The 23,918-nt window shown below is 72.7% G+C and carries 22 protein-coding genes; 12 read left to right on the forward strand and 10 right to left on the reverse strand.

The window, feature by feature from the left end:
* Positions 1 to 38 precede the first annotated feature (38 nt).
* Positions 39 to 257 carry a hypothetical protein gene (locus tag A4A78_RS16590; protein ID WP_010550606.1) on the forward strand — a complete coding sequence of 73 codons (219 nt, stop codon included), beginning with the start codon at positions 39 to 41 and terminating at the stop codon, positions 255 to 257.
* A gap of 73 nt (positions 258 to 330) precedes the next feature.
* Here the strand turns inward: A4A78_RS16590 and A4A78_RS16595 are convergent, their stop codons facing one another.
* From A4A78_RS16595 to A4A78_RS16615, 5 genes are all read right to left on the reverse strand, one after another.
* Positions 331 to 921, reverse strand: a complete 591-nt coding sequence (locus A4A78_RS16595; protein ID WP_062951119.1) for a GNAT family N-acetyltransferase — start codon at positions 919 to 921, stop codon at positions 331 to 333.
* A gap of 86 nt (positions 922 to 1,007) precedes the next feature.
* Positions 1,008 to 2,399, reverse strand: coding sequence for an RNA polymerase sigma factor (locus A4A78_RS16600; protein ID WP_082835385.1), 1,392 nt, complete (start codon positions 2,397 to 2,399; stop codon positions 1,008 to 1,010).
* Between the two features lie 184 nt (positions 2,400 to 2,583).
* Positions 2,584 to 2,982: a universal stress protein gene (locus tag A4A78_RS16605; protein ID WP_062951121.1), complete on the reverse strand. Its 399-nt coding sequence runs from the start codon at positions 2,980 to 2,982 to the stop codon at positions 2,584 to 2,586.
* 43 nt (positions 2,983 to 3,025) lie between these two features.
* A complete protein-coding gene (locus A4A78_RS16610) occupies positions 3,026 to 4,243 on the reverse strand; it encodes a homoserine O-acetyltransferase (protein WP_062951122.1) in 1,218 nt (405 codons plus the stop codon).
* Positions 4,244 to 4,293: 50 nt separating this feature from the next.
* Positions 4,294 to 5,448, reverse strand: a complete 1,155-nt coding sequence (locus A4A78_RS16615) for a hypothetical protein (RefSeq protein WP_062951127.1) — start codon at positions 5,446 to 5,448, stop codon at positions 4,294 to 4,296.
* A 174-nt stretch (positions 5,449 to 5,622) separates the two neighbouring features.
* Between A4A78_RS16615 and A4A78_RS16620 the strand changes: the two genes are divergently transcribed.
* The gene (locus A4A78_RS16620) at positions 5,623 to 6,756 is read left to right on the forward strand and encodes a polyprenyl synthetase family protein (protein ID WP_062951129.1); all 1,134 of its coding nucleotides are present in this window, start codon (positions 5,623 to 5,625) and stop codon (positions 6,754 to 6,756) included.
* A gap of 51 nt (positions 6,757 to 6,807) precedes the next feature.
* On the opposite strand, the gene A4A78_RS16625 is transcribed toward A4A78_RS16620, so the two are convergent.
* Positions 6,808 to 7,161, reverse strand: a complete 354-nt coding sequence (locus A4A78_RS16625; protein WP_126988572.1) for an Rv2175c family DNA-binding protein — start codon at positions 7,159 to 7,161, stop codon at positions 6,808 to 6,810.
* A gap of 116 nt (positions 7,162 to 7,277) precedes the next feature.
* Here A4A78_RS16625 and pknB point away from each other — a divergent pair, with 116 nt between their 5' ends.
* Complete coding sequence (gene pknB, locus A4A78_RS16630; protein ID WP_062951132.1) at positions 7,278 to 9,332, forward strand: Stk1 family PASTA domain-containing Ser/Thr kinase; 2,055 nt, start codon at positions 7,278 to 7,280, stop codon at positions 9,330 to 9,332.
* 114 nt (positions 9,333 to 9,446) lie between these two features.
* Here the strand turns inward: pknB and A4A78_RS16635 are convergent, their stop codons facing one another.
* Both A4A78_RS16635 and A4A78_RS16640 read right to left on the reverse strand, forming a co-directional pair.
* Positions 9,447 to 10,844 carry a class II 3-deoxy-7-phosphoheptulonate synthase gene (locus A4A78_RS16635; RefSeq protein WP_197466699.1) on the reverse strand — a complete coding sequence of 466 codons (1,398 nt, stop codon included), beginning with the start codon at positions 10,842 to 10,844 and terminating at the stop codon, positions 9,447 to 9,449.
* A 109-nt stretch (positions 10,845 to 10,953) separates the two neighbouring features.
* Complete coding sequence (locus tag A4A78_RS16640; protein ID WP_062951133.1) at positions 10,954 to 11,688, reverse strand: 1-acyl-sn-glycerol-3-phosphate acyltransferase; 735 nt, start codon at positions 11,686 to 11,688, stop codon at positions 10,954 to 10,956.
* Positions 11,689 to 11,760: 72 nt separating this feature from the next.
* Between A4A78_RS16640 and A4A78_RS16645 the strand changes: the two genes are divergently transcribed.
* Both A4A78_RS16645 and A4A78_RS16650 read left to right on the forward strand, forming a co-directional pair.
* The gene (locus tag A4A78_RS16645; RefSeq protein ID WP_062951134.1) at positions 11,761 to 12,534 is read left to right on the forward strand and encodes a carboxylesterase; all 774 of its coding nucleotides are present in this window, start codon (positions 11,761 to 11,763) and stop codon (positions 12,532 to 12,534) included.
* On the forward strand, positions 12,531 to 13,052 hold the full coding sequence (locus A4A78_RS16650; RefSeq protein ID WP_062951135.1) for a hypothetical protein: 522 nt from the start codon (positions 12,531 to 12,533) through the stop codon (positions 13,050 to 13,052). The genes A4A78_RS16645 and A4A78_RS16650 overlap by 4 nt, the downstream gene beginning before the upstream one ends.
* Before the next feature lie 63 nt (positions 13,053 to 13,115).
* On the opposite strand, the gene A4A78_RS16655 is transcribed toward A4A78_RS16650, so the two are convergent.
* Positions 13,116 to 14,051, reverse strand: coding sequence for an ROK family glucokinase (locus A4A78_RS16655; protein WP_062951137.1), 936 nt, complete (start codon positions 14,049 to 14,051; stop codon positions 13,116 to 13,118).
* Positions 14,052 to 14,219: 168 nt separating this feature from the next.
* Between A4A78_RS16655 and A4A78_RS16660 the strand changes: the two genes are divergently transcribed.
* The 3 genes from A4A78_RS16660 to A4A78_RS16670 all read left to right on the forward strand — a co-directional run bounded on the left by A4A78_RS16660 (position 14,220) and on the right by A4A78_RS16670 (position 18,207).
* Positions 14,220 to 16,028, forward strand: a complete 1,809-nt coding sequence (locus A4A78_RS16660) for a long-chain fatty acid--CoA ligase (RefSeq protein ID WP_062951139.1) — start codon at positions 14,220 to 14,222, stop codon at positions 16,026 to 16,028.
* 182 nt (positions 16,029 to 16,210) lie between these two features.
* Positions 16,211 to 17,875: a DEDD exonuclease domain-containing protein gene (locus A4A78_RS16665; RefSeq protein WP_062951141.1), complete on the forward strand. Its 1,665-nt coding sequence runs from the start codon at positions 16,211 to 16,213 to the stop codon at positions 17,873 to 17,875.
* 50 nt (positions 17,876 to 17,925) lie between these two features.
* Entirely contained in the window at positions 17,926 to 18,207 is a 282-nt protein-coding gene (locus A4A78_RS16670; RefSeq protein WP_010550590.1) for an Lrp/AsnC family transcriptional regulator, read from the forward strand.
* Between the two features lie 10 nt (positions 18,208 to 18,217).
* Here A4A78_RS16670 and trpD read toward each other — a convergent pair whose 3' ends face one another.
* Positions 18,218 to 19,300 (reverse strand): anthranilate phosphoribosyltransferase, encoded by a 1,083-nt coding sequence (trpD, locus tag A4A78_RS16675; protein ID WP_062951143.1) that lies wholly within the window; start codon positions 19,298 to 19,300, stop codon positions 18,218 to 18,220.
* A 237-nt stretch (positions 19,301 to 19,537) separates the two neighbouring features.
* On the opposite strand from trpD, the gene A4A78_RS16680 reads away from it, so the two are divergent.
* From A4A78_RS16680 to A4A78_RS16695, 4 genes are all read left to right on the forward strand, one after another.
* Positions 19,538 to 20,272: a heme-copper oxidase subunit III gene (locus A4A78_RS16680; RefSeq protein ID WP_082835386.1), complete on the forward strand. Its 735-nt coding sequence runs from the start codon at positions 19,538 to 19,540 to the stop codon at positions 20,270 to 20,272.
* 85 nt (positions 20,273 to 20,357) lie between these two features.
* Positions 20,358 to 21,158, forward strand: a complete 801-nt coding sequence (locus A4A78_RS16685) for a c-type cytochrome (protein WP_062951144.1) — start codon at positions 20,358 to 20,360, stop codon at positions 21,156 to 21,158.
* Positions 21,159 to 21,166: 8 nt separating this feature from the next.
* Positions 21,167 to 22,228 (forward strand): ubiquinol-cytochrome c reductase iron-sulfur subunit, encoded by a 1,062-nt coding sequence (locus A4A78_RS16690; protein ID WP_062951154.1) that lies wholly within the window; start codon positions 21,167 to 21,169, stop codon positions 22,226 to 22,228.
* Between the two features lie 4 nt (positions 22,229 to 22,232).
* On the forward strand, positions 22,233 to 23,906 hold the full coding sequence (locus A4A78_RS16695) for a cytochrome bc complex cytochrome b subunit (RefSeq protein ID WP_062951157.1): 1,674 nt from the start codon (positions 22,233 to 22,235) through the stop codon (positions 23,904 to 23,906).
* Positions 23,907 to 23,918 lie beyond the last annotated feature (12 nt).

Consider the following 23,918-nt stretch of genomic DNA (forward strand, 5'->3'; position numbering starts at 1 on the left):
CTCCCGTCGGCGCCCGGGTCGGTGCTACAAATGACCGCATGAACCTCACTCTCGAAGCCCCCCGGCTCACTGCCCACGACCGCTGCGACCGCTGCGGCGCCCAGGCGTACGTCAAGGTGCTGCTTGAGGCGGGCGGCGAGCTCATGTTCTGCGCCCACCACGCCCGCGCCCACGAGGACGCCCTGAAGGGCATCGCCTCCGAGGTCATCGACGAGACCGAGCGGCTCCACCTCAAGCCGGAGCCCGTCGAGGACTGACACAACCTTCACGAAGGGTGTCCGCCATCATGGCGGGCACCCTTCGTCGTGTCCGGGGGCGGCGGGCCGCGACTCAGCCGCGCAGCAGCTGCTCCGCGCCGAGCACGTACTCGATCCAGGCGCTGTCGCGGCCCTCGCGCGGCTCGCGCTGGCCTGTCGCGCGGAAGCCGAGGCGCTCGTAGACGGCCCGTGCGGAGGTGTTGGTCTCGTCGACGTCGAGGCTCAGCTCGGGCCGGCCGATCGAGATCGCGAGCTCCGCGACGCTGCGCAGGAGCAGCGTGGAGATGCCGCGGCCCCGTGCGGCCGGCCGCACCCAGAGCGAGACGATGTTGGAGCGGTCCTCGGGGATCGGGTGCTCCGGTGTGTAGCCCTCGGGCAGCAGGGCGATCCCGCCGAGCACCGTCTCGCCGGCGCGGGCCTGGAGGTGGATGCGCGGACCCGCGATCTCCTCCCGCCACTGCTCCTCGGTGCGGGAGCGCACCTCGGCGAGGTCGGCCCAGAAGGCGTCCGGGTCGGCCTCGAGCATGTCCAGGCGCAGGTCGCGGTGCGCACGCCACTGCTCGGGCAGGACGCGGTGCACCTCGACGGGCAGCGGTGCGGCGTCGTCGAGCGCGGCGCGAGCGGGCTCGGCGGTGTGCGGCGCTGCGCCGCGGTGCTGCGACATGGTTCCTCCTGCGTGGTCCGACGGAGGGCGGGCCCGGGATCCGCGGAGGATCCCGGGCCCGCCCGGTGATGAGAGGTGCGCCTTGGTCAGTCCAGGTAGTCGCGCAGCACCTGGGAGCGCGAGGGGTGGCGCAGCTTGCTCATGGTCTTGGACTCGATCTGGCGGATCCGCTCGCGGGTGACGCCGTAGACCTTGCCGATCTCGTCGAGCGTCTTGGGCTGGCCGTCCTCGAGGCCGAACCGCATGGAGACCACGCCGGCCTCGCGCTCGGAGAGGGTGTCCAGCACCGAGTGGAGCTGCTCCTGCAGGAGGGTGAAGCTCACCGCGTCCGCGGGGACGACGGCCTCGGAGTCCTCGATCAGGTCGCCGAACTCGCTGTCGCCGTCTTCGCCCAGCGGGGTGTGCAGGGAGATCGGCTCGCGGCCGTACTTCTGGACCTCGACGACCTTCTCGGGGGTCATGTCGAGCTCCTTGGCGAGCTCCTCCGGGGTGGGCTCGCGGCCCAGGTCCTGGAGCATCTGGCGCTGCACTCGGGCGAGCTTGTTGATGACCTCGACCATGTGCACCGGGATGCGGATGGTGCGGGCCTGGTCGGCCATGGCGCGGGTGATCGCCTGTCGGATCCACCAGGTGGCGTAGGTGGAGAACTTGTAGCCCTTGGCGTAGTCGAACTTCTCGACCGCGCGGATCAGGCCCAGGTTGCCCTCCTGGATGAGGTCCAGGAACAGCATGCCGCGGCCGGTGTAGCGCTTGGCGAGGGAGACGACGAGGCGGAGGTTCGCCTCGAGCAGGTGGTCCTTCGCGGCGCGGCCGTCGTCCGCGATCATCGTCAGCTCGCGGCCGGCCTTGGTGAGGCGGCCGTTCTTGTCGCGATAGGACTCGTCGCCCTTGAGCTTCTGCTCGGCGTAGAGGCCGGCCTCGATGCGCTCGGCGAGCTCCACCTCCTGGGCGGCGTTGAGCAGCGCGACCTTGCCGATCTGCTTGAGGTAGTCCTTGACCGGGTCGGCGGTCGCGCCGGCGGTGACGACCTGCTGGGCGGGGGCATCGTCCTCGGCGGCGTTGTACACGAAGCCGCCGGACTCCTCGACCTTGCGGTCGCCGGGGGAGGCCTTGGGCGCCTCGGCCTCCTCGGCGGAGTCCTCGGCCTCGGGGGCCTCGGCCTGATCGGGGGTCTTCGCGGCGGCCTTGGCGCTGGTGCGCTTGGCGGAGGCGCCCCGGCTCGAGGGGGCGACCTTCTTCGCGGCCGTCTTCTTCGCGGCCGTCTTGGTGGTGGTCTTCGCGGCACCGCCCTCGTCGGTCACGGGGGCACCGCCCTCGACGGCCTCGTCGGTCGTCGAGGCCGCGGCGCTGGTGCTGTTCTTCGCCGCGGTGGCGGTCTCAGCAGTCTTGGAGGAGGTCACAGAGTTCCTTCTTCCGGCGGCGGCCCGGTGCGGGCGGTCCGCCGCACTCGGGCGATCGGTCTTCTCGGCGCGGCTCACGGTGTGCGCCGCGTGTCGCGTTCCCGGTCTGTACCGCGGAAGGGGCGCACGAAGGCACGGTGCCGTCAAGCCTGATCAGTGTAACGCTCTTCCGGGGCAGGTATTCCCGCCCCAGGGTCCTCGGCCGCACGGCACGCGGCCGGCGCCTCCGTGCCGTCGCGTCCCGGGCGGCGCCCGCTGCGGTTCAGGCGGGGTCCTGGTCCTTGACGGTGAGCACAGGGCAGGGCGCACCGAGCACGACCCTGCGGGCGGAGGCCCCGAGGTTCAGCTTGCCGATCGGCGACTTGCGGCGCAGCCCGATCACCACGAGCTCGGCCTGGACGTCCTCGATCGTGGCGAGCAGGAACTCGCCGATCTCGCGGTCGGGGCCTCGGCGGATCATGACGCTCTCGAGGTCCGCACCCTGCTCCTCGAGCTCGGCGCGCACCTCCTCCTCGGTCGCGGCGGCCCCTCCGCTGCCGGGCGCGGCGTGCTGATGGGCGGCGACGAGCAGCGGCGAGCCCGTGCGCTCGGCGTAGCGGATGCCTGCGCGCAGCGCGGCCCTCCCCTGCGTGGACGGGGCGTACCCCACGACGATGGTCACGCGACGTCTCCTCCCTGCGCAGCGGTGCTGCGGCGCGGCCAGCTTAGTGGTCCAGCAGGTCGCCGATCCACTTCTCCAGTCCCGGATGGGCCAGCAGGAAGGCGTCGTGCCCGATCGGCGAGCTCGCCAGCTGCCAGCGGGCGTCCGGGACGTGCTCGGCGATCTCGCGCACGAGCTCCGGCGGGAAGAGGCGGTCGGAGTCGATCGCTACGACCAGGGTCCGGGCACGCACGCGCCGCAGGGCCGCGGCGGTGCCCTCGCGGTCGCGGCCCACGTCGTGGGTGCTCATCGACTGGGCGAGGGTGACATAGGAGTTCGCGTCGAAGCGGCGGGAGAGCTTGACCGCGTGATGGTCGAGGTAGCTGGTCACCTGGTGCCGGCCGCTGCCGTCGAGCGGGTTCTCGGGACTCTGGGAGCGGTTGCCGAAGCGCGCCTCGAGCTCGTCGGCGGTGCGATAGGTGGTGTGGGCGATGCGGCGTGCGATGCCGAGCCCGGCGTGGGGGCCCTCCTCCGGCGGGAGGTGGTAGTAGTCGCCGCCGTGGAAGGCGGGGTCGACGCGGATCGCCGCGACCTGGGCGCTGTTCCAGGCGATCTGGTCGGCGCTCGCACGGGCCGACGAGGCGATCACGGCGAGGCGCTCGACCTGCTCGGGGTGGGTGGCTCCCCATTCGATCGCCCGCATGCCGCCCATCGAGCCGCCGATCACCAGCGCCCAGCGGGGCAGGTCCAGCTCCTCGGCGAGGCGGTGCTCGGCCGCGACCTGGTCACGGATCGTCACCTGCGGGAAGCGGGAGCCGTAGGGGCGTCCGTCGGGAGCGGCGGAGCTCGGTCCGGTGCTGCCCTGGCAGCCGCCGAGCACGTTGGGGGCGATGACGAAGTACCGGTCGGTGTCGATCGGGCGCCCGGGTCCGACGATCTGCTCCCACCAGCCGGGCGTCGGGTGGGACGGCCCGGCGGCGCCGCGCACATGGGAGTCGCCGGTCAGGGCATGGAGGACGAGGACGGCGTTGCCGCGGTCGCGGTCGAGGGTCCCCCAGGTCTCGTAGGCCATCGTGACGTCCTCGAGCACCTTGCCGCTCTCGAGCGGTAGCGCGCCGATCGAGGTGAACCGTCGGTCTCCCGCGCCGCGGTCGGGATGCCATGCCCCGAGCAGGGCGGGGGTCCCCGTGCGGTGCTCCGCCGCGACGTGGGCGGCGGGCCCTCCGTCGCCCTGCGGGTAGGTCGGGGCGTCGGGGCCGCGGTGCTCTCCGAGGAGGGTCATCGGCAGCGTTCCTTCCTGCCCGGTGCGGTGCTCCCGGGCTCCCCCTCCCCTCAGGTGCTGGGCCACCAGGCGGGGAAGACGGGGGTGTCGGTCATTCTCGACAGCAAGGGTGCCAGAGTGGAGTCCGGTTCCCGATGCCGGAGCTCGTCGACGAGGCTCCCCGCGGTCGCGAAGCGGTGGTTCCACCAGGCGAGCAGGACCAGCAGAGCGGTCAGCGCCCGCCACGCAGGGCGCGCCGTGCCGCGCGCGGCGGGCCCTGCGGCATCGAGCGCCGCCGAGGCCACGCAGCGCATCTCCTCGAGCAGCACGTACACCCTCCCACCTGCGCAGACGTCCGGGTGAGGGCGTCTTGTGGGATCGGCGACGAGCTCCTGGAGGAGGGTCTCGCGGGCGATCGGCGGCGCCCCGCCGTGCTCGACCAGTTGGGCGAGGAGCTCCCAGTGGAGGCGGTCCACGGCGAGCGCCGCGAGCAGCTGCGCGATGTGTTCACACTTCGTCATCCCGTCCGCGCCGACAGCCCCCGGCCGGCCCCGCCGCAGGGCACGGAGAGCCGCGCCGGCCTCGGCGAGGAGGAGGCCGGGATCGGCGGCGGAGGCGAGGTCCGGGGGCGGCAGGTGCAGGGCGCGCCCGATCTCCTCGAGCAGCGGCTCGGGGCGGGCCTCCTGGGGGATGGCTCGCCCGGCCAGGACCGCGCGGGCCGCGGCCTGCGTCGCGGCGAAGTCGCGCAGCGGCCCGACCGGCACGGCCAGGAGCTCCTCGTCCCCGCCCGTCGACGCTCGGAGCTCCCAGCGGCGTCCGTCGGCGGCGCCGCGGAGGCTGAGCAGCTGCGCCCCGCCCGGGCCGAGCGCGGCGGCGGTGGCGGCCACGAGGCCGCCGGCGCGGGCGAGCACCTCGCGCACCAGCGGCTCGAGCACGCTCTGCCGGCCGTCGCCGATCACGATCAGGGCGTGCATCCCCTCCGCTCCCCGCTCGGCGACGAGGCGGACGTGGCGGCGGAGGTTCTCACCGCCGCACGGAGCGAGGAGGTCGTGCAGGGAGGACCGGGTGATCAGGGGCTGACGGCCCGGTGCGGCGGTGCCGGACAGGAGCAGGCAGTCCGAGGGGGCCTCGTACAGGCTGAGCCGCGCCTCGGCGAGGAGCTCGGCGGGGTCGGCGGCCGCGCCGAGGTGGCGGCCGGGATCGGCGGGGGTGATGTGCGTCGTCATGCCCCGACCCTGCGCGATCGGGCGGCCGAGCGGGCGGGAGGAGCGCGCCCTGGGGACGGAGCCCCGGTGGGGAGGAACGGTCGCCTCGCGTCCGACCGTGCGCGGGACGGCCCGCGCGGGGGGTCCCAGGCGTGCATGGGAGGATCAGGGGCACCCGTGCGAAAGGACCCCTCGATGACCGCTGCCTCGCCGACTCCCCCCGCCGCTCGCCTCTCGGATCTCGACGCGCTGCTCGTCTCCCGGATCGAGGAGGTCACGGCCGTCGAGCTCTCCGAGCGCAGGACGCAGCTGGGGCGGATCTCGACGGAGAGCGCGGCGCTGGTGGACGACCTCGAGGCCTTCCTCGAGGGCGGGAAGCTGCTCCGTCCCCGTTTCTGCTTCTGGGGCGGGGTCGCGGCGCTCCGCCGGGAGCCGACGGCCGAGGAGGTGGAGGCGCTCGCGAGGCTGGGCGCGGCGATCGAGCTCGTGCAGGCGGCGGCGCTGCTCCACGATGACGTGATCGACCACTCCCCCGTGCGGCGGGGACGCCCGGCACAGCATGTCCGGGCCCAGCGCTCGCACGAGGCCGCCGGGCTCTCCGGCTCCGCCGAGGAGTTCGGCGTCGCGGTCGCGATCGTGCTCGGCGACCTCGCCCTGACCTGGGCGGAGCAGATCGCAGCGGCGATCCCGGGTCCCGCCGCGCGCGTCGCGGCGGCCCGCGCCGAGTTCGAGGCCATGCGCACCGAGGTGATGTCCGGGCAGCACCTCGACATCCTCCATCAGGCGGGCGGCTTCGCCTCCGCCCCCGATGCGGAGCAGGCCGCGCTCTCGGTGATCCGCTGGAAGACGGTGCCGTACACCGTGCTGCGGCCCGTGCGGATGGGGGCGGCGCTGATGGGCGCCGAGGAGCCGGAGCTCGAGGCGCTCTCCGGCTGGGCGATCGAGGTGGGGACCGCGTTCCAGCTGCGCGACGACCTGCTCAGCGTGGTCGGGGACCAGGACGCCACCGGCAAGCCGATCGGCGGCGACATCGTCGAGGGCAAGCGCACCGTGCTCCTGGCCCGCGCCGAGGCCGCGGCCGACGCCGAGGGGCAGCGCCTGCTCTCGCGCGTGGTCGGCGATGCCGAGGCGGACGAGGCGGCCGTCCACGCCGTGCACGAGCTCATGGTCGCGACGGGGGCCGTCGCCTCGGTCGCCGCCGACGTGCGCGCTCGCGCCACCCGGGGCCGGGAGCTCCTGGAGGCCGCCGAGGGGCTGGGAGAGCTGGGCCGCGCCGGGCTCGAGGCCCTCGCAGTGCGTGCGACGGACGTCGACTCGCTGCGAGCCTGAGGCCGCCGCCGACCGGGACGGGACGTCCCGGTCGGCCTGCCAGGCGGTGACTCAGAGGGCGAGGGCGAGCGCCCGGCGGCGCACCTCGCCGCGCTGGCCCCGGCGGAGGTGGTCGATGGGACGGCCGGGGAGCGAGTCGTCTTCCTCGAACAGCCAGGCCAGCAGCTCCGCGTCCTCGAAGCCGCCGTCGCGCAGCACGGTGATCGTGCCGGGCAGGTGCGGGGTGATCTCGCCGTCCTTGAGCAGCAGCGCCGGCACCATGCGCACCACGGGATCCCCGCGCCGCACGGCGACCAGCTGGCCCTCCTCGATGAGGCGGCGGACGCGCGAGACCTCGACGTCGAGATGCTCGGCGACGTCGGGGAGGGTGAGCCATTCGGTGATGAGGGTGTCCAGGTCGTTCACGGGACCAGAGTGCCACGGCTCCGGCGGCCCGCGCATCCCGTCGACCGCGTCACTGTGCCGCGCGCCGCGTGTGTCGTTCCCCGTTCCGGGGCCCCTCGCCGCATAGATTCGGACACGTGAGCTCGGCGACGTCGACTTCCCCCGGCATCAGCCTGCTCCTCGACGACCGCTACCGGGTCGAGGAGCCGATCGCGCGCGGCGGAATGGCGACCGTGCACCGCGGGCACGACCAGCGGCTGGACCGCGTCGTGGCCCTGAAGATCATGCATCCCCACCTCGCGATGGACGAGGACTTCCGCCGTCGCTTCGGACGGGAGGCGCGCTCCGCCGCCCGCCTCGCCCACCGCAACGTCGTCGGCGTCTTCGACCAGGGCGAGGACGAGGACCGCATCTACCTCGCCATGGAGCTCATCGAGGGCGAGACGCTGCGCGCCCGGATCGTGGAGCGCGGTCGCCTCACCGTCGGCGAGTCCCTCGAGATCACGGCGCAGGTGCTGGAGGCGCTGGTCGCCGCGCACGGGGCCGGGATCGTCCATCGGGACATCAAGCCCGAGAACATCCTGCTGGACCGGCAGGACACCGTGAAGGTCGCCGACTTCGGGCTCGCCCGCGCGATCGGCGCGAACAACTCCTCCACCGGCGCCGCCCTGCTCGGCACCGTCGCGTACATCAGCCCCGAGGTGGTCACCCGCGGCGAGGCCGACGAGCGCAGCGACCTCTACTCCCTCGGCGTGGTCCTGTTCGAGATGCTGACCGGACGGCAGCCCTTCCGCGGCGAGCAGCCGGTGCACATCGCCTTCCAGCACGTCCACGAGGACATCCCCGCGCCCTCGACGCTGGTCTCCGGCATCCCCCGCCCTCTGGACTCCCTGATCACCTGGGCCTGCGCGCGCGGGGTCGAGCAGCGACCCGCCTCCGCTGCCGACCTGCTGAAGGCGGTGCGGGAGCTCCTCCGCACGCTCCCCGCGGCGGTGCTCGCCGCCCGACCCGAGGAGATCGAGCCGAGCGACACCGGCGACGTCCCCCGCCCCACCTCCTCGCTGGACGAGGTCGCGGCCGACATCTCCCGCGGCCCGCGCGTCTTCGCGCCCGGCGGCGCCGATGCCGAGACCACCGCGCCCGACGCCGACGCCGGCGAGGAGGCGGAGGACGAGGACGGGACGGACGCCGAGGAGCCCGAGGGCGCCGCCGCCGAGGAGGACGAGAGGACGCGCAGCCTCGTCGTGCGCGCTCCCCGCGCCCGGCGCGGACGGCACCTGCCCGTCGGCGCGCGCCGCCGCTCCCGGCCGATGGCCGCGCTCGCCGCGCTGAGCCTCGTGGCTGTGCTGGCGGGCGGGGCGTGGACCGGCGCCGACTGGTATCTCGAGACCGGCCCCGGCGCCGACAGGACCGTCCCGCTCGTCACCGGCACCCCGCTGCAGGACGCGGAGGCGGAGCTGACCGCCTCCGATCTCACCGTGCGGACCCAGGAGCGCTTCGACGACACCGTCCCGGCCGGGCACGTGATCTCCGCGGAGCCCTCGACCGGCACCACCCTGAAGAAGGGCAGCGACGTCCACCTCGTGGTCTCCAAGGGGGTGGAGACCTTCCCCGTCCCCGCGCTCGAGGGCACCGGCCTCGAGGAGGCGCGCGAGCAGGTCGAGGCGCTCGGGCTCGAGCTGGTCGAGGACGAGGCGGAGTACTCCGAGACCGTCCCCCAGGGCGTGGTGATCTCCCAGTCGGCCGATGCCGAGGCGCTCCCCGAGGGCGGCGAGGTCCACGTGGTCGTCTCGCAGGGACGTCAGCCGCTGTCCGTGCCGGACCAGACCGGCGCCCCCGCGGCCTCGGCGCGCTCCACCCTCGAGGCGGCTGGGTTCCGGGTCACGAGCGCGGAGGCGCACTCCCCGTCGGTCCCGAAGGGCTCGGTGATCTCGCAGTCCCCCGCCTCCGGCACCCTGCACCGCGGGGACACCGTCCACATCGTCACCTCGCTCGGCCCGGAGATGGTCACGGTCCCGGACGTCTTCAAGAAGCCCGAGGCCGAGGCCCGCTCCGCCCTCGAATCGGCCGGGTTCACGGTCCAGGTCGTCCATGACAAGGGCGAGCCGGTCTTCGGCCAGGTCTACGAGCAGACCGCCGCGGCGGGCAGCCAGCAGGCCAAGGGCTCGACGATCACGATCAAGGTCTTCTGAGCCCCGGGGCCGGGGCGGCGAAGGTCCGGCGCTCGCGCCTGCCGCGCACGACGACGGCGCCGCCCCGACCGGGGCGGCGCCGTCGTCGTCGGGCTGCCGGAGGCGCGGAACCGCTCAGCGGCGGGAGAGCATCTCCGCGACGAGGAAGGCGAGCTCGAGGGACTGCTGATGGTTCAGCCGCGGGTCCACGAGGGTCTCGTAGCGGCGTGTGAGGCCCTCCTCGTCGATCTCCCCGGTGCCGCCCAGGACCTCGGTGACGTCGTCGCCGGTGAGCTCCATGTGCAGGCCCGCCGGGACGGTTCCGAGCTCCTGGTGCACCTCGAAGAAGCCCACGACCTCGTCGAGGATGTCCTCGAAGCGGCGGGTCTTGTAGCCGTTGGAGGAGGTGATGGTGTTGCCGTGCATCGGGTCCGTCACCCAGGCGACCTGGGCGCCGGAATCCCGCACGCCCTCGACCAGCGCCGGGAGCCGGTCACGGATCTTCCCGGCGCCCATGCGGGTGATGAAGGTGAGACGGCCCGGCTCGCGCTCGGGGTCGAGGCGGTCGATCAGACGCAGCGCGTCGTCGAGGGAGGCGTCGGGGCCGAGCTTCACCCCGATCGGGTTGCGCAGACGGGACATGAACTCCACGTGCGCGCCGTCGAGCTGACGGGTGCGCTCGCCGATCCACAGGAAGTGGCCCGAGCAGCCATAGATCTCGCCGGTGCGGGAGTCGATGCGCGCGAGCGCCTCCTCGTAGTCCAGCAGCAGCGCCTCGTGGGAGGCGTAGAACTCCACGACCTTCAGCGCGTCGAAGTCCGCCCCGATCGCGTCCATGAAACGCACGGCCTTGTCGATCTGCCCCGCGAGCTCCTCGTAGCGGTCGTAGCCGACGCCCGAGGAGGTGAAGCCCCGGTTCCAGGAATGGACCTCGCGGAGGTCCGCGAAGCCGCCGTTCGTGAAGGCGCGCAGGAGGTTCAGCGTGGAGGCGCTGGTGGTGTACGTCTTCCACAGGCGGCGCGGATCCGGGATCCGGGCCTCCTCGGTGAAGGCGTACTCGTTGACCGCGTCGCCGCGGTAGGTGGGCAGGGTCACGCCGTCGCGGGTCTCCACGTCGGCGGAGCGGGGCTTGGCGAACTGCCCGGCCATCCGGCCCATCTTCACCACCGGCACGGAGGCGCCGTAGGTGAGCACGGCCGCCATCTGCAGGATGGTGCGGATCTTGTTGCGGATGCGGTCCGCGGTGGAGTCCGCGAAGGTCTCGGCGCAGTCGCCGCCGGCGAGGAGGAAAGCCTCGCCGCGGGCCGCGGAGGCGACGCGCTCGCGCAGCACGTCGACCTCCCCGGCGAAGACCAGCGGCGGCGCGGCGCGCAGGTCGTCGAAGACCCGGGCGCGGGACCCCTCGTCGGGCCACACGGGCTGCTGCACGCGCGGGAGCTCGCGCCAGGCGCCGAGCGCCGCCAGGCCGTCGTCGGCCGAGGACAGCGAGAAGTCGTGGGCGCGGGCGGGGGCGTCGGGGCTGAATGGAGTCACGCCGACAGGGTAGCCAGTTCCGCACGGGTGCGTGCTCAGGGACCGATCGCCGGGCAGTGCGCGGCCCGGCGCGGGCACGGCGCAGTCCCGACGAGAGCCCATCAGGGGCTCACCGCCGTCGGCGCCGGGTCCCGGAGGGGTTCGCGGCGGCATGCTCCGCGCGCAGCCGGCGCTTCACGTCGCTCGCGTACTCCGGGGCCCGCTCCTGCCCGGAGAGCGCGGCGATGCGGTCCATGACCTCGTCGGTCACGGCGCGCAGCCGTGTCGCCTCGTCGGCTCCGGGATGGCGGGCGAGAACCTCCGCCGGATCGATCGGCGCCCCGACCTCCACATGGATGCGGGGCCGGCGGCGCGGGAAGTACTTCCGTCCCCGCTGCGCCTCGAAGGCACCGATCATGGCGACCGGCACGATAAGCGCGTCCGCTGCGAGGGCGAAGCGCGCCACCCCCGTCTTCCCTCGATGCAGCCGGCCGTCGGGGCTCCGGGTCCCCTCGGGGTAGATGCCGAGCACGTCGCCGCGGGAGAGCACCTCGAGCCCCGCCTGGATCGCGGTGCGCGCGGCCCCGCCGCCGCTGCGGTCCACGGGCATCACGTGCAGCCCTCGCATCACCGCGCCGGCGAGCCGCGCGATCGGCGAGCGGCCGGAGAAGATGTCGGACTTGCCCAGGAAGTGCACGCTGCGCCGCACCTGTCCGGGCAGGAACACGGTGTCGGCGTAGGTGAGATGGTTCGACGCCAGGATGACCGGTCCCTGCTCGGGGATGTTCTCGTGGCCGCTGAGCGTCGGTGCCCACACGGCCCTCACCACCGCCATGACGAAGGGCTTGGCGATCTCGTACAGCACGTCGGCCCTCCTGCGGGCGCTCGAGGACGGGGCGAGGATGCCCCGGGCGGAAGCGGATGCGACGATGTCCCCATGGCGTTCAGCGAACTGTCCCGGCCGTGGCGCGCGCGGGGTCACTCTAACCCGCGCGGCGGGCTCCTCCTCTGCCACGGGTTCACCGGCTCGCCGCAGTCGATGCGTCCCTGGGCGGAGCACCACGCCGCGCTCGGCTGGGAGGTCGAGCTGCCGCTGCTGCCCGGCCACGCGCGCACAGAGCAGGACCTCGCGCGCACCAGCTGGCAGGACTGGTACGGGTGCGTGCGCGAGGCGGCGCTGGAGCTGTCCGGCGAGCTCGGGCCGATCGCGGTGGGCGGGCTGTCGATGGGCGGGAACCTCGCCCTCGCCCTCGCCGAGGACGAGGAGCTCGCCGGGGCGATCTGCGCCGTGGTCGCGGTGAACCCGGGGATGACGCTGCCCCGGATCGCGGCCGCGGCCGATCTGATCTCCCCGGTGGTGAGCACCCTGCCCGGGATCGGGTCGGACATCGCGCGCGAGGACGCCTCCGAGGAGGCGTACGAGCGGATGCCGGTGCGCGCCGTCGGCCAGCTGCGCCGGCTGTTCCGCCGCACCCGCGAGGGTCTCGGCGCCGTCCGGGCCCCGCTGCTGCTGGCGACCTCCCGCGTCGACCACACCGTCCCGCCCTCCGACAGCGACCTCGTCGCCGCCCGGGTCCGCGGGCCCGTCGAACGGCTCTCGCTCGCCCGGAGCCACCATCTGGCGCCGCTCGACCACGACGCCCCGCTGCTGTTCGAGACCTCGGCCCGGTTCCTGGACGCCCATGTCCCCGTCCCCGAGGGTTCCCGATGAGCGGGGAGGACGGCCGCTCCCCCGAGCCCCGCGACGTCGACGCGGAGTTCGCCCGGATGCTGCGCGACGAGGGGCTCGCGCTCGGCCCCGGCAGGGCGCCGCGCGAGCCGGCCGCGCCGGAGGACGAGGACGGCCCCGGCCGCTTCGCCGCCGAGGCGGACGAGGACGGGTCGCCGACCGAAGAGGCCCTGCATGAGTCCCGCCGACGTGCCCGGGAGGCGCATCCCTCGAGGGGGCCGCGGGACGCCCCGCCGCGCGAGCTCGACGACGACGAGGTGCTCTACGGCGACTTCGACCCGCCGGACCCGGACCTTCCCCAGCCCTCCTCCGCGGTGCTGTGGTCGTGGACCGCGCTGCTCGGCGGCTTCGTGCTCCTGCTCGCCGTGACGCTCTCGGCCTCGCTGCCCTCCGTGCTCGGATGGGCCGGCGGCGCCGCGGCGCTCGGCGGGATGGTCTCGCTGCTGCTGCGGCTGCCGCGCCGCCCTCGCGACGAGGGGGACGACGGCGCCGAGGTCTGAGCCGGCCCCCGCCGGCCCGGCTGCGCTCCCCGCCTGCGCGGCTGCGCTCCCCGCCTGCGCGGCTCAGCGGGCGAGGTCCGCGGCGCCGACGATCCCGGCACGGTTCCCCATGCCGGCGAGCACGAAGGGTGCCAGGGGCCGGTGCGCGCGGGCGGTGAGGCTCGAGGAGTACGCCTGTCGGGCGGGATCCAGCAGCAGGTCCCCGGCGGCCGAGACCCCGCCGCCGACGACGATCACGTCGGGGTCCAGCAGCGCGGAGATCGTCGCCGCGCCGCGTCCGAGCCAGGTCCCGATCTCAGCGATGAGCTCCCGGGCGCCCGGGTCCCCCTGCTGGGCCAGTCGCGTGACGAGCGGGCCGTCGATCGCACGCCGGTCCCCGCCGGCGGCCTGCACCAGCGGACCGAGCAGCGGGTCGCCGCTCGCGGCCCGGCGCTTCGCGGCGCGCACGAGCGCGGTGCCGGCCGTGTACTGCTCGAGGCAGCCGCGCAGCCCGCACCCGCACCACTGCCCGTCGGGCACCGCGGTCATGTGGGCGACCTCGCCGGCGAAGCCCCCGCTGCCGCGCAGCAGGACGCCCTCCATCACGGCCGCGCCGCCGAGTCCCGTGCCGACGGTGAGCATCAGCATGTGGCGCGCCTCCCGGGCCGCGCCGAAGCGGAACTCCGCCCAGCCGGCGGCGTTCGCGTCGTTCTCGACGACGACCGGGAGCCCTGTGAGGCGCTCGAGCTCGTCGGCGAGGGGATGATCGCGCCAGGCCAGGTTCGCGGCGAAGGTGACGGTGCGCCGGTCCGCGCCGATGAACCCGGCCGCGCCGACGCCGATCCCGCCGACGGCGTGCTCGCCGCGCAGCTCCGCGACCGCATCGGCGACCGCGGCCTCGAGCAGCGCCGGGTCCGTCGCCGGCGTGCTGCGCGTGGTCGCGGCGATGATCTCGCCGTCCTCGTCCACGACCCCTGCCGCGATCTTCGTGCCGCCGATGTCGACTCCGATGGAGAGCATCCGTCCCTGCCTCGTTCCCCTGCGCGCCGCGCGCATCCGGTCGTCGCGCAGCTGTCGCGCTCATCGTAGTGGCGCACTGCCGTAGACTCGGCACGACCCCACCAGCGCTTCCGGCCAGGTCGTCCGGTACGCCGGTCACGTGCACCCCGCCGGATCGAAGGAGATTCGATGAAGCAGTACACCACGCCGCCCCAGCATCACAGCAGCCCCGACGAGAACGCGACGGACCTGCTGCTGGGGCGCCTCAGGGCGGATCCCTCCGTGCCGATCTTCGAGCTCGCCCAGGAGGGCGGCGGCTACCGTCCGATGCGGACCGCCGATTTCGTCGAGGACGTCAAGGCGGTCGCGAAGGGGCTGATCGCCTCCGAAGTCGCCCCCGGCGATGTCGTCGCGATCCTCTCCCGCACCCGCTACGAGTGGGCGCTGGCGGACTGGGCGATCTGGTGGGCCGGCGGCGTCAGCGTCCCGATCTACGAGTCCTCCTCCCCGAGCCAGATCCAGTGGATCGCCTCGGACTCCGCGGCGAAGTTCGCCCTCGTCGAGTCCACGCGCCACCAGGAGGACATGGAGTCGGTGCGCGGCGAGCTGCCGGCTCTGCAGCGCATCGGCGTGCTGGAGGACGGGATCCTCGAGGACCTCAGGCAGCGCGGCGCAGGGATCAGCGACGAGGAGCTCGAGTCCCGGCGCACCGCGCGCCGTCTCGACGACGTCGCCACCATCATCTACACCTCCGGCACGACCGGCCGTCCCAAGGGCGTCGAGCTCACGCACGCGAACTTCGTCGACACCACCCGCAGCGCGGTGACGCTGCTGGGCGAGAAGGTGCTGCCCAGCGGCTCGCGCCTGCTGATGTTCCTGCCCATGGCGCACGTCTTCGCCCGTCTGATCACGGTGCTCGCCGCGGCCTGGCCGGTCACCACGGCCTTCACCCCGGACACCAAGAACCTCCTGTCCGACCTCGCCGCCTTCAAGCCCACCTTCCTGCTCGCCGTGCCGCGCGTGTTCGAGAAGGTCTACAACGGCGCCGAGGCCAAGGCGATCGCCGGCGGCAAGGGCAGGATCTTCGGCGCCGCCGCGAAGACCGCGATCGACTACTCCACCGCGCTGGCCGACGGGAAGGTCCCGCTCACCCTCTCGCTCAAGCACAAGCTCTTCGACCGTCTCGTCTACGGCACCCTGCGCGAGGCGATGGGCGGTCAGGTCAGGTGGGCGGTCTCCGGCGGCGCTCCGCTCGGTGCGCGGCTGTCCCACTTCTTCCGCGGCATCGGCGTGACCGTGCTCGAGGGCTACGGCCTCACCGAGACCACGGCGCCGATCTGCGTGAACCTGCCCTGGGACGTCCGCCCCGGCACCGTGGGACCGCCCCTGCCCGGCTCCTCCGTCGCGATCGACGACAGCGGGGAGCTGCTGGTCAAGGGCGTGATGGTGTTCAAGGGCTATCACAACAACCCCGAGGCCACCGCCGAGTCCCTGAAGGACGGCTGGTTCCACACCGGTGACCTCGGCTCCCTCGCCGACGACGGATCGATCACGATCACCGGACGCCGCAAGGAGGTCATCGTCACTGCGGGCGGCAAGAACGTCTCCCCGGCGCAGCTCGAGGACCAGCTGCGCTCCCACCCCCTGGTCAGCCAGTGCGTGGTGATCGGTGACCAGAAGCCCTTCGTCGCCGCGATCCTCACGCTGGACGCCGAGATGCTCCCGACCTGGCTGAAGAACAACGGCAAGCCGGAGATGAGCCTCACCCAGGCCGCGGAGGACGCGGAGATCCGCGCCGAGCTGCAGAAGGTGGTGGACCGGGCGAACGAGTCGGTCTCCCGGGCCGAGTCGATCCGCTCCTTCGTGGTCATCGACTCCGACTTCACCGAGGAGAACGGCTATCTCACGCCCTCGCTGAAGCTCAAGCGCAACGTGGTCGTGAAGGACCTCGCCCCGATCATCGAGAAGATCTACTCCGCGCCCAAGCCCCAGGGCTGAGCGCGGGCACGCTCGCCCTCGGCGGCCGACGGGCCCCGGCACCTCCGAGGTGCCGGGACCCGTCGCGCGTCGTGGGCCCGTCGCGCATCGCAGGCCCGTCGTGCGTCCGGGCTCGTCGCGGACCGGTGCCGGCGCAGCCTTCCGACGTCCGGCTGTCGGGGCCGCGTCGTAGCCTGTCCCCCATGCCCGCACGCCGTCAGCTCAGCCTCGAGGACCTGGGCACCCCGCTCGCGGAGGCGACGCTGGTGGTGGTCGATCTCGAGACCACCGGGACGGACCCCTCCGCGGACGCGATCACCGAGATCGGCGCGGTGAAGGTGCGCGGCGGCGAGGTGCTCGGCGAGTTCCGCACCTTCGTGGACCCGGAGCGTCCGATCCCGGCCTACATCGCCTCCCTCACCGGCATCTCCGATGCGACCGTGCGCGGCGCCCCCTCGATCGGGACCGTGCTGCCGATGTTCCTGGACTTCGTCGGGCCCGAGGCCGCGCTGGTGGCGCACAACGCCCGCTTCGACATCGGCTTCCTGCGCGCCCGCGCCGCCGAGTGCGCGCTGGAGTGGCCCGCGCCGACCGTGCTGGACACCCTCGCGCTCGCCCGGACGGTCTTCCGCCGCGACGAGGTGCGCGATCACAAGCTCTCGACCCTCGCCGCCCATGTCGGGGCGGCGGTCACCCCGAACCACCGTGCCCTCTCCGATGCCCGCGCGACGGTCGACGTGCTCCACGCGATCATCGCCCGGCTGGGCCCGACGGGCGCCTCGACCCTCGAGGACCTCGGCACGGCCCACCGCCGGGCCAAGCCCGTGCAGCTGCGCAAGAAGCACCTCGCGGCCGACGTCCCCTCGGTCCCCGGCGTCTACCAGTTCCTCGACGGGCACGGCTCGGTGCTGTACGTCGGCACCTCCCGGAACCTGCGCTCCCGGGTGCGCACCTACTTCACCGCGAGCGAGACGCGCCGCGCGATCCTGGACATGCTGCCGCGCGCGGAGTCGCTGCGCGTGATCGAGTGCGCCACCGCCACCGAGGCCGCCGTGCGCGAGCTGCGGCTGATCGCGCAGGAGAAGCCGCCCTCGAACCGGCGCGGGCTGCGCCCGGAGGCGGCGCACTGGCTGCGGCTCGGGCCGACGGGCGAGGGGCTGCGCGGGGCGCGGCTGGCCCGCGCGGAGGACGACGGCTCGGCGCACATCGGTCCCCTCGCCTCCCGGCACGACGCCCAGCCGCTGCGCGGGCTGCTCACCGACGCGGTCATGGGGCGCGGTGCCGCGCTGGAGGCCGATCCCGCGCGCGGCGCCGCCCCGTCGAGCGGGCATCACGAGCGGCTGCGCCGCGCCATGGTCGCCGACCCGCGCGAGGTGCTCGACCATGCCGCCTCCCGGCTGCGCACCCACGTCGACGCCGGACGCTACGAGGAGGCGGAGAAGCTGCGCCGACTGGCTCTCGCCTATCTGGACGCCGCCCGTCGCGCCTCCCGGCTGCGCGCCCTCGCGGAGGTGCCGCTGCTCATCGCCGCCCGGCCCAGCACCGAGGCCGTGATCGGCGGACGCGGCTGGGAGCTGCTGGCAGTGCGCCACGGACGGTTCTCCGGCACCACCCTGGTGCCCGCGGCGAAGGACCCCCTGCCCTTCGCCCGCTCCCTGGCGATGACGGGGACCGGCGAGGCCGAGCTCGCCGCGCCCCTGTGCCAGGGGTACCACCAGGAGGCCGAGATCCTGCTGGGGTGGCTCGAGGGCGAGGGCGTGCGCACGGTGCTGAGCGAGGGATCGTGGCAGGTGCCGGCCCGGGCCCGCTTCGACGCGGAGCACCTCGCCCGGCGCTTCGCCATGACCTCGACCGCCCCGGGGGAATAGGCTCACGGGAGAAGCCGCTCGGCGCCCCCGCGCCCGTCGAAGGAGAATCCATGATCACCGCCATCGTCTCGATCGTCGTCGACCCCCAGCGCATCCCCGAGGTCGCCGAGGCGATCGTCGACATCGACGGGATCGAGCAGGTCTACTCCGTCACCGGCGACGTGGACCTGATCGCGGTGGCCCGTGTGCGGAACCACGAGGATCTCGCCGGCGTGATCGCCGGCTCGCTCAGCCGAGTCGAGGGTGTCCGGGACACCACCACCAACATCGCCTTCAAGACCTACTCGAAGCGGGACCTCGACGCCGCGTTCGACCTGGGTCTCGAGGGCTGAGGGAGCGCGCTCAGCCGTTCGCGGCGAGCGACTCCTGGGACGCCGTCGCCCAGCGCGCGAGCAGCGTCGCCGGCGCCCCGCTGTCGAGCGTGGAGACCGCCTCTGCGTGGGCGGCGCGGAAGCGGTCCTCGAAGCAGTCGGCGGCCGGCTGCCCGATGCCGTCGTGGGCGAGGATGCCCGCCGCGGCGTTCAGCAGCACCGCATCCCGGATCGGGCCCATCCGCCCGTCCTTCGCCCCCGCATAGAGGTCACGGGCGACCTGTGCGTTCTCCTCGGCCGTACCCCCGCGGAGCGCGTCGTGGGGGCTGCGGGGGATGCCCAGCAGCGCCGTCGGGTCCAACAGGCGCGAGCGCACCTCCCCGCCGCGGACCTCCCAGACGTCCGAGGCGGCGCTCACCGTCAGCTCGTCCAGGCCGTCCTGACCGCGGAAGACGAGGGCGCTGGTGCCGCGCGAGGCGAACACGCCGGCGACGGTCGGGGCGATGGCCGGATCGGCGACCCCGACCGCGCTCGCGAGCGGGCGCGCGGGGTTCGTGATCGGTCCCAGGATGTTCATCACGGTAGGGATGCCCAGGCCCTTGCGCGCCTCAGCGGCGAAGCGCATGGAGGGATGGAACACCTGCGCGAAGAGGAAGGTCATGCCGACCTCGCCGACCAGGCGCTCGACCTCGGGCACGGGGAGGTCCAGCCGGACGCCGAGCGCCTCGAGCACGTCGGCCGAGCCCGAGCGGGAGGTCGAGGCGCGGTTGCCGTGCTTGACGACGGTGCGGCCGGACGCGGCGATCACCACCGAGGCCATCGTGGAGATGTTCACAGTCTGCGCGAGGTCGCCCCCTGTGCCGACGATGTCGATCGCATGCCGCTCCACCGCGACGGGACGGGCGTGGGCGACCATCGAGTCGGCCAGGGCCTCGAGCTCCGTGCTGCTGACGCCCTTGGCCTGGAGCGCCACGAGGAAGCCCGCCAGCGGGACGGGACCCGCCTCCCCGGTCATGATCTCGTCCATCGCCCAGCTCGCCTCGGCGTGCTCGAGATGCTCGCCGCGCACCAGGCGCGCGGTGAGCCGGGACCAGGTCGGGGTCTGCTCGCTCATGCCTCGATCATCGCACCTGCGAGCGGGTGCACCGTCGCCCTGGTCACGGATCGGATCACGGAACGGTCACGACGCACGCACATGGCCGATCACCTGGGCGTATCGACGCGTGTCCTGGTTCGTGACAGGCCGTCAGGAGGGCTATGCTGGCACGGTCCGCCCGGGGCGCAGGCCCCGCGATGTGCTCGGTCGTCGTGAACCGACACACCGAATCTGACGACACGACATAATGGTGACGTGACTACTGCGACTCTGCCTGTGCGCTCCTCCCCCGCTGCCGCCCCAGCGGTCGGCCGCCCGAACCCGACGCAGATCGGCACCCTCGTCTGGCTCGCCAGCGAGCTCATGTTCTTCGGCGGCCTGTTCGCGATGTTCTTCACGCTGCGCTCGATGGCGCCGGAGACCTTCGCCGAGGGCCAGTCGAACTTCACCCATGGCTTCGCGCTGCTGAACACCTCGATCCTGGTCTTCAGCTCCGTCACCTGCCAGATCGGCGTCTTCGTCGCCGAGGGCCGCTTCCCCTGGGGCCAGTCGTTCGCGCCGCGCAAGCGCCGCGAGGGCTCGATCTTCAACATCGCCGGCTGGGGGATGATCGAGTGGTACACGCTCACCTTCATCCTCGGCGCGATCTTCGTCTCGGGCCAGGCCTTCGAGTACGCGGAGCTCGTCCACCACGGCGTGACGCTGTCGTCCTCGCCGTTCAGCTCGATCTTCTACCTCGCGACGGGCTTCCACGGCCTCCACGTGATCGGCGGCCTCGTCGCGTTCCTGATGGTGCTGATGCGCGCCTACGTCGCGGAGAGCTTCACGGCGCACGAGCAGGTCTCGGCGATCTGCATCTCCTACTACTGGCACTTCGTCGACATCGTCTGGATCGTGCTCTTCTTCGTCGTGTACATGCTCGACCCGATCCTGACCGGCGTCTCCTCCGGCCACGTGATCCCGGTCGACTTCGACTGGACGATCTTCTGATCCGCGCAGCGGCCCCCGGGCCCCACCGCACCCCCGAACTCCTGTCCCTCCCCGTCCGCCCCCTCCACGAATCGAGGTCCGAACCGTGAAGGCTCTCGCCGCACGTCGTCATCACCCGATGGCGCTACTCGTGATCCTGCTGCTCGCGCTCGTCGCGACCGGCGGGCTGTACGCGGCCCTGCAGCCGCAGACGGCCCAGGCCGAGGCCTACACAGAGAGCGACGTCGAGGCCGGAGAGGCTCTCTTCCTCGCGAACTGCGCGACCTGCCACGGCCGTGACGCCGCGGGTCTCACGGACGCCGACGGCTCCACCCTCGGCCCCTCGCTGATCGGCGTGGGCGCCGCCGCCGTCGACTTCCAGGTCGGCACGGGCCGCATGCCCATGCAGGCCTCGGGCGCCCAGGCCCGCGAGAAGCCGCAGCAGATGAACGAGGAGCAGACCCGTCAGCTCGCCGCGTACGTGGCCTCGCTCGGCCCCGGCCCGTCGGTGCCGGACGAGGAGTGGCTGGACACCAGCAAGGGCGACGCCGAGCGCGGCGGCGAGATCTTCCGCATCAACTGCGCCATGTGCCACAACGCGGCCGGTGCCGGCGGTGCGCTGACCCGAGGCAAGTACGCCCCGCCGGTCGTCGGCGTCGAGGGCAAGCACGTCTACGAGGCCATGGACACCGGTCCCCAGAACATGCCGGTCTTCAACGAGACCAACCTCTCCCCCGAGGACAAGCGGGACGTCATCACCTACCTCGAGACCCTCGAGGAGACCGGCTCCCCCGGCGGCATCTCCCTGGGCTCCCTCGGCCCCGTGACCGAGGGCCTGTACGCCTGGACGATCATCCTGTCCCTGCTCCTCGGCGCCGCCGTGTGGCTGGGGGCGAAGGCCAAGTGAATGCGAGCATGAACACCAACACCGACGGCAGCTCCCCCACCCGGGTCAGCACCCTCGCCCCCAAGGAGGGCGGCGGGTTCCCCAACCCGGGTCTGCCTCCCCACTCCCCCCGTCAGACCGACATCTCCAAGCCCGCGGAGAAGCGCGCCGAGCGACTCGTCGCCTTCATGTTCCTCCTCAGCGTGGTCGGGACCGTCATCTTCATCGCGGCGTACTTCCTCGTCACGCCGCTGGACACCAACATCTTCGCGGAGGAGGGCACTCCCCGCGCGCTGTGGTGGTCCAACCTCGTCGCGGGCCTCGGCCTCGCGATCGCGGTGTTCTTCATCGGCGCCGCGGCGGTGCACTGGGCCAAGACGCTCATGCCCGACGAGGAGTGGGTCGAGGAACGCCATGACGTCCGCGGCTCCGACGAGACGCGCAAGGTCGCTGCCGAGATGATCACCGGCGGCCTGGCGGAGACCGGCATCGGCCGTCGTCCCGTCATGGTCACCGCGATGGTGGCGGCCCTCGCGGCCCTTCCCATCGCCGTGCTCGCCCCGCTGTCGACGCTGGGCCCGCTCCCGGGCAACAAGCTCCACCACACCTTCTGGGGCCACAACCCGGGCCAGCGCCTGGCCCGCGACCACGACGGCACGCCGATCAAGCTGTCCGACGTCGCGATGAACTCGATCTTCCACGTCATGCCCGAGGGCCTCACGCACGAGACCCCGCACCACCTCGAGGAGCGCGCGAAGGCCGCGGCCGTGATCGTGCGCATCGACCCCAAGCTCGCGAAGAACGACGAGTCGATGTCGATGGGTGTGGAGGGCGTGCTCGCCTTCTCGAAGATCTGCACCCACGTCGGGTGCCCGGTCGCGCTCTACGAGCAGCAGACGCACCACATGCTCTGCCCGTGCCACCAGTCCACCTTCGACGTCACCGACGGCGCCAAGGTGATCTTCGGCCCGGCCCACCGTCCGCTGCCGCAGCTGCCGATCGAGGTCGACGCCGAGGGGTATCTCGTGGCCCCCGGCGACTTCACCGAGCCGATCGGTCCCAGCTTCTGGAACATCCACAAGGACAAGTGATCTCATGACGACCACGACTCCCAGCACCCGGAAGCAGTCTTCCGACGGCGACTCCCGCATCCTCAAGCTCGGTGCGGTGGGCGGCGACTTCCTCGACCAGCGTCTCTCCGGCGCCGGCTTCGTGAAGTTCTTCGCGCGCAAGGTCTTCCCGGACCACTGGTCCTTCATGTTCGGTGAGATGGCGCTGTACAGCTTCGTCATCCTGCTGATCTCCGGCGTCTTCCTGACGATGTTCTTCGACCCCTCCATGGAGGAGGTCATCTACAACGGCCCGTACGAGGCGCTCCAGGGCGCCACGGTCTCCCGCGCCTTCGAGTCGACGATGGAGATCGCGTTCGAGGTCAAGGGCGGTCTGCTGTTCCGGCAGATGCACCACTGGGCAGCGCTCGTGTTCATGGTCGCGATCTTCGTGCACATGTTCCGCGTGTTCTTCACCGGCGCGTTCCGCAAGCCCCGCGAGCTCAACTGGCTCATCGGCTTCTCCCTCATGGTGCTCGGCATGGTCGCCGGCTTCTCCGGCTACTCCCTCCCGGACGACGTCCTCTCCGGCAACGGCCTGCGCGTGGTCGACGGCCTGATGAAGTCGATCCCGATCGTCGGCACCTACCTGTCGATGCTGCTCTTCGGCGGCGAGTTCCCGGGCACCGACATCATCCCGCGACTGTTCACGATCCACATCCTGCTCGTGCCCGCGGCGATCCTGGGCCTCATCGCGATCCACCTCGTGCTCGTGGTCGTGCACAAGCACACCCACTACGCGGGCCCGGGCCGCACCAACCGCAACGTCGTGGGACACCCGGTGCTACCGGTGTTCGGCGCGAAGGCAGGCGGCTTCTTCTTCCTCGTCTTCGGCATCATCACGCTGATCTCGGCGACCACCTCGATCAACGCGATGTGGGTCTACGGCCCGTACGATCCCTCCCCCGTCTCGGCCGGCTCGCAGCCCGACTGGTACATGCTCTGGACCGACGGCGGCCTGCGCCTCATCCCGGGCTGGGAGTTCACGATCTTCGGCTACGTGATCTCGCTGAACATGCTGATCCCGATGGCGATCTACGGCGGGCTGCTCGCCTTCCTCGCCCTCTACCCGTTCATCGAGTCCTGGGTCACCGGCGACGACCGTGAGCATCATCTCGCGGACAAGCCGTACAACGCACCCGTGCGCACCGGCATCGGCGTCGCCTGGATCGTCTCGTACCTGATCCTCGCGCTGGCGGCGACCAACGACCTCATCGCGATCGCCCTGCAGCTCTCGATCAACGACCTCACCTGGCTGTTCCGGATCTCCTTCTTCGTGGCTCCGGTGCTGGCCTTCTACATCACGAAGCGCCTGTGCCTCTCGATCCAGCGTCAGAAGCGCGATCTGGTTCTGCACGGCCGGGAGACCTCTCGCATCGTTCGCACCGGCTCCGGCGACATGATCGAGATCCACGAGCCGCTGGACGAGTACGAGCGCTGGGAGCTCGTCGCCCACGACGACTACCGTCCGCTCAAGGCGGGCAAGGGAGTCTCCTCCCTGCGCGCCAAGGCCACCAGCTTCTTCTTCAAGGACCGCATCGAGCCGGTCACCCCGGCGTCGCTCCGCGAGGCGATGGAGCACGCCGGCCACGAGAAGCATCTGGTCGACGAGGCCACGGGCGGCGACTACCGCACCCCGGCCGAGAAGGTCGTGCACTGACCCGCTGCTGAC

Source organism: Brachybacterium sp. sponge (genome assembly GCF_001613775.1).
Taxonomy (GTDB): Bacteria; Actinomycetota; Actinomycetes; order Actinomycetales; family Dermabacteraceae; genus Brachybacterium; species Brachybacterium conglomeratum.

Excerpts from the sequence above, each read along its gene's own strand:
- A4A78_RS16590 (WP_010550606.1), top strand. The coding sequence starts at position 39 with ATGAACCTCACTCTCGAAGCCCCCCGGCTCACTGCCCACGACCGCTGC.
- A4A78_RS16595 (WP_062951119.1), bottom strand. The coding sequence starts at position 921 with ATGTCGCAGCACCGCGGCGCAGCGCCGCACACCGCCGAGCCCGCTCGC.
- A4A78_RS16610 (WP_062951122.1), bottom strand. The coding sequence starts at position 4,243 with ATGACCCTCCTCGGAGAGCACCGCGGCCCCGACGCCCCGACCTACCCG.
- A4A78_RS16615 (WP_062951127.1), bottom strand. The coding sequence starts at position 5,448 with ATGACGACGCACATCACCCCCGCCGATCCCGGCCGCCACCTCGGCGCG.
- A4A78_RS16620 (WP_062951129.1), top strand. The coding sequence starts at position 5,623 with ATGACCGCTGCCTCGCCGACTCCCCCCGCCGCTCGCCTCTCGGATCTC.
- A4A78_RS16645 (WP_062951134.1), top strand. The coding sequence starts at position 11,761 with ATGGCGTTCAGCGAACTGTCCCGGCCGTGGCGCGCGCGGGGTCACTCT.
- A4A78_RS16650 (WP_062951135.1), top strand. The coding sequence starts at position 12,531 with ATGAGCGGGGAGGACGGCCGCTCCCCCGAGCCCCGCGACGTCGACGCG.
- A4A78_RS16655 (WP_062951137.1), bottom strand. The coding sequence starts at position 14,051 with ATGCTCTCCATCGGAGTCGACATCGGCGGCACGAAGATCGCGGCAGGG.
- A4A78_RS16660 (WP_062951139.1), top strand. The coding sequence starts at position 14,220 with ATGAAGCAGTACACCACGCCGCCCCAGCATCACAGCAGCCCCGACGAG.
- A4A78_RS16665 (WP_062951141.1), top strand. The coding sequence starts at position 16,211 with ATGCCCGCACGCCGTCAGCTCAGCCTCGAGGACCTGGGCACCCCGCTC.
- A4A78_RS16670 (WP_010550590.1), top strand. The coding sequence starts at position 17,926 with ATGATCACCGCCATCGTCTCGATCGTCGTCGACCCCCAGCGCATCCCC.
- trpD (WP_062951143.1), bottom strand. The coding sequence starts at position 19,300 with ATGAGCGAGCAGACCCCGACCTGGTCCCGGCTCACCGCGCGCCTGGTG.
- A4A78_RS16690 (WP_062951154.1), top strand. The coding sequence starts at position 21,167 with ATGAACACCAACACCGACGGCAGCTCCCCCACCCGGGTCAGCACCCTC.
- A4A78_RS16695 (WP_062951157.1), top strand. The coding sequence starts at position 22,233 with ATGACGACCACGACTCCCAGCACCCGGAAGCAGTCTTCCGACGGCGAC.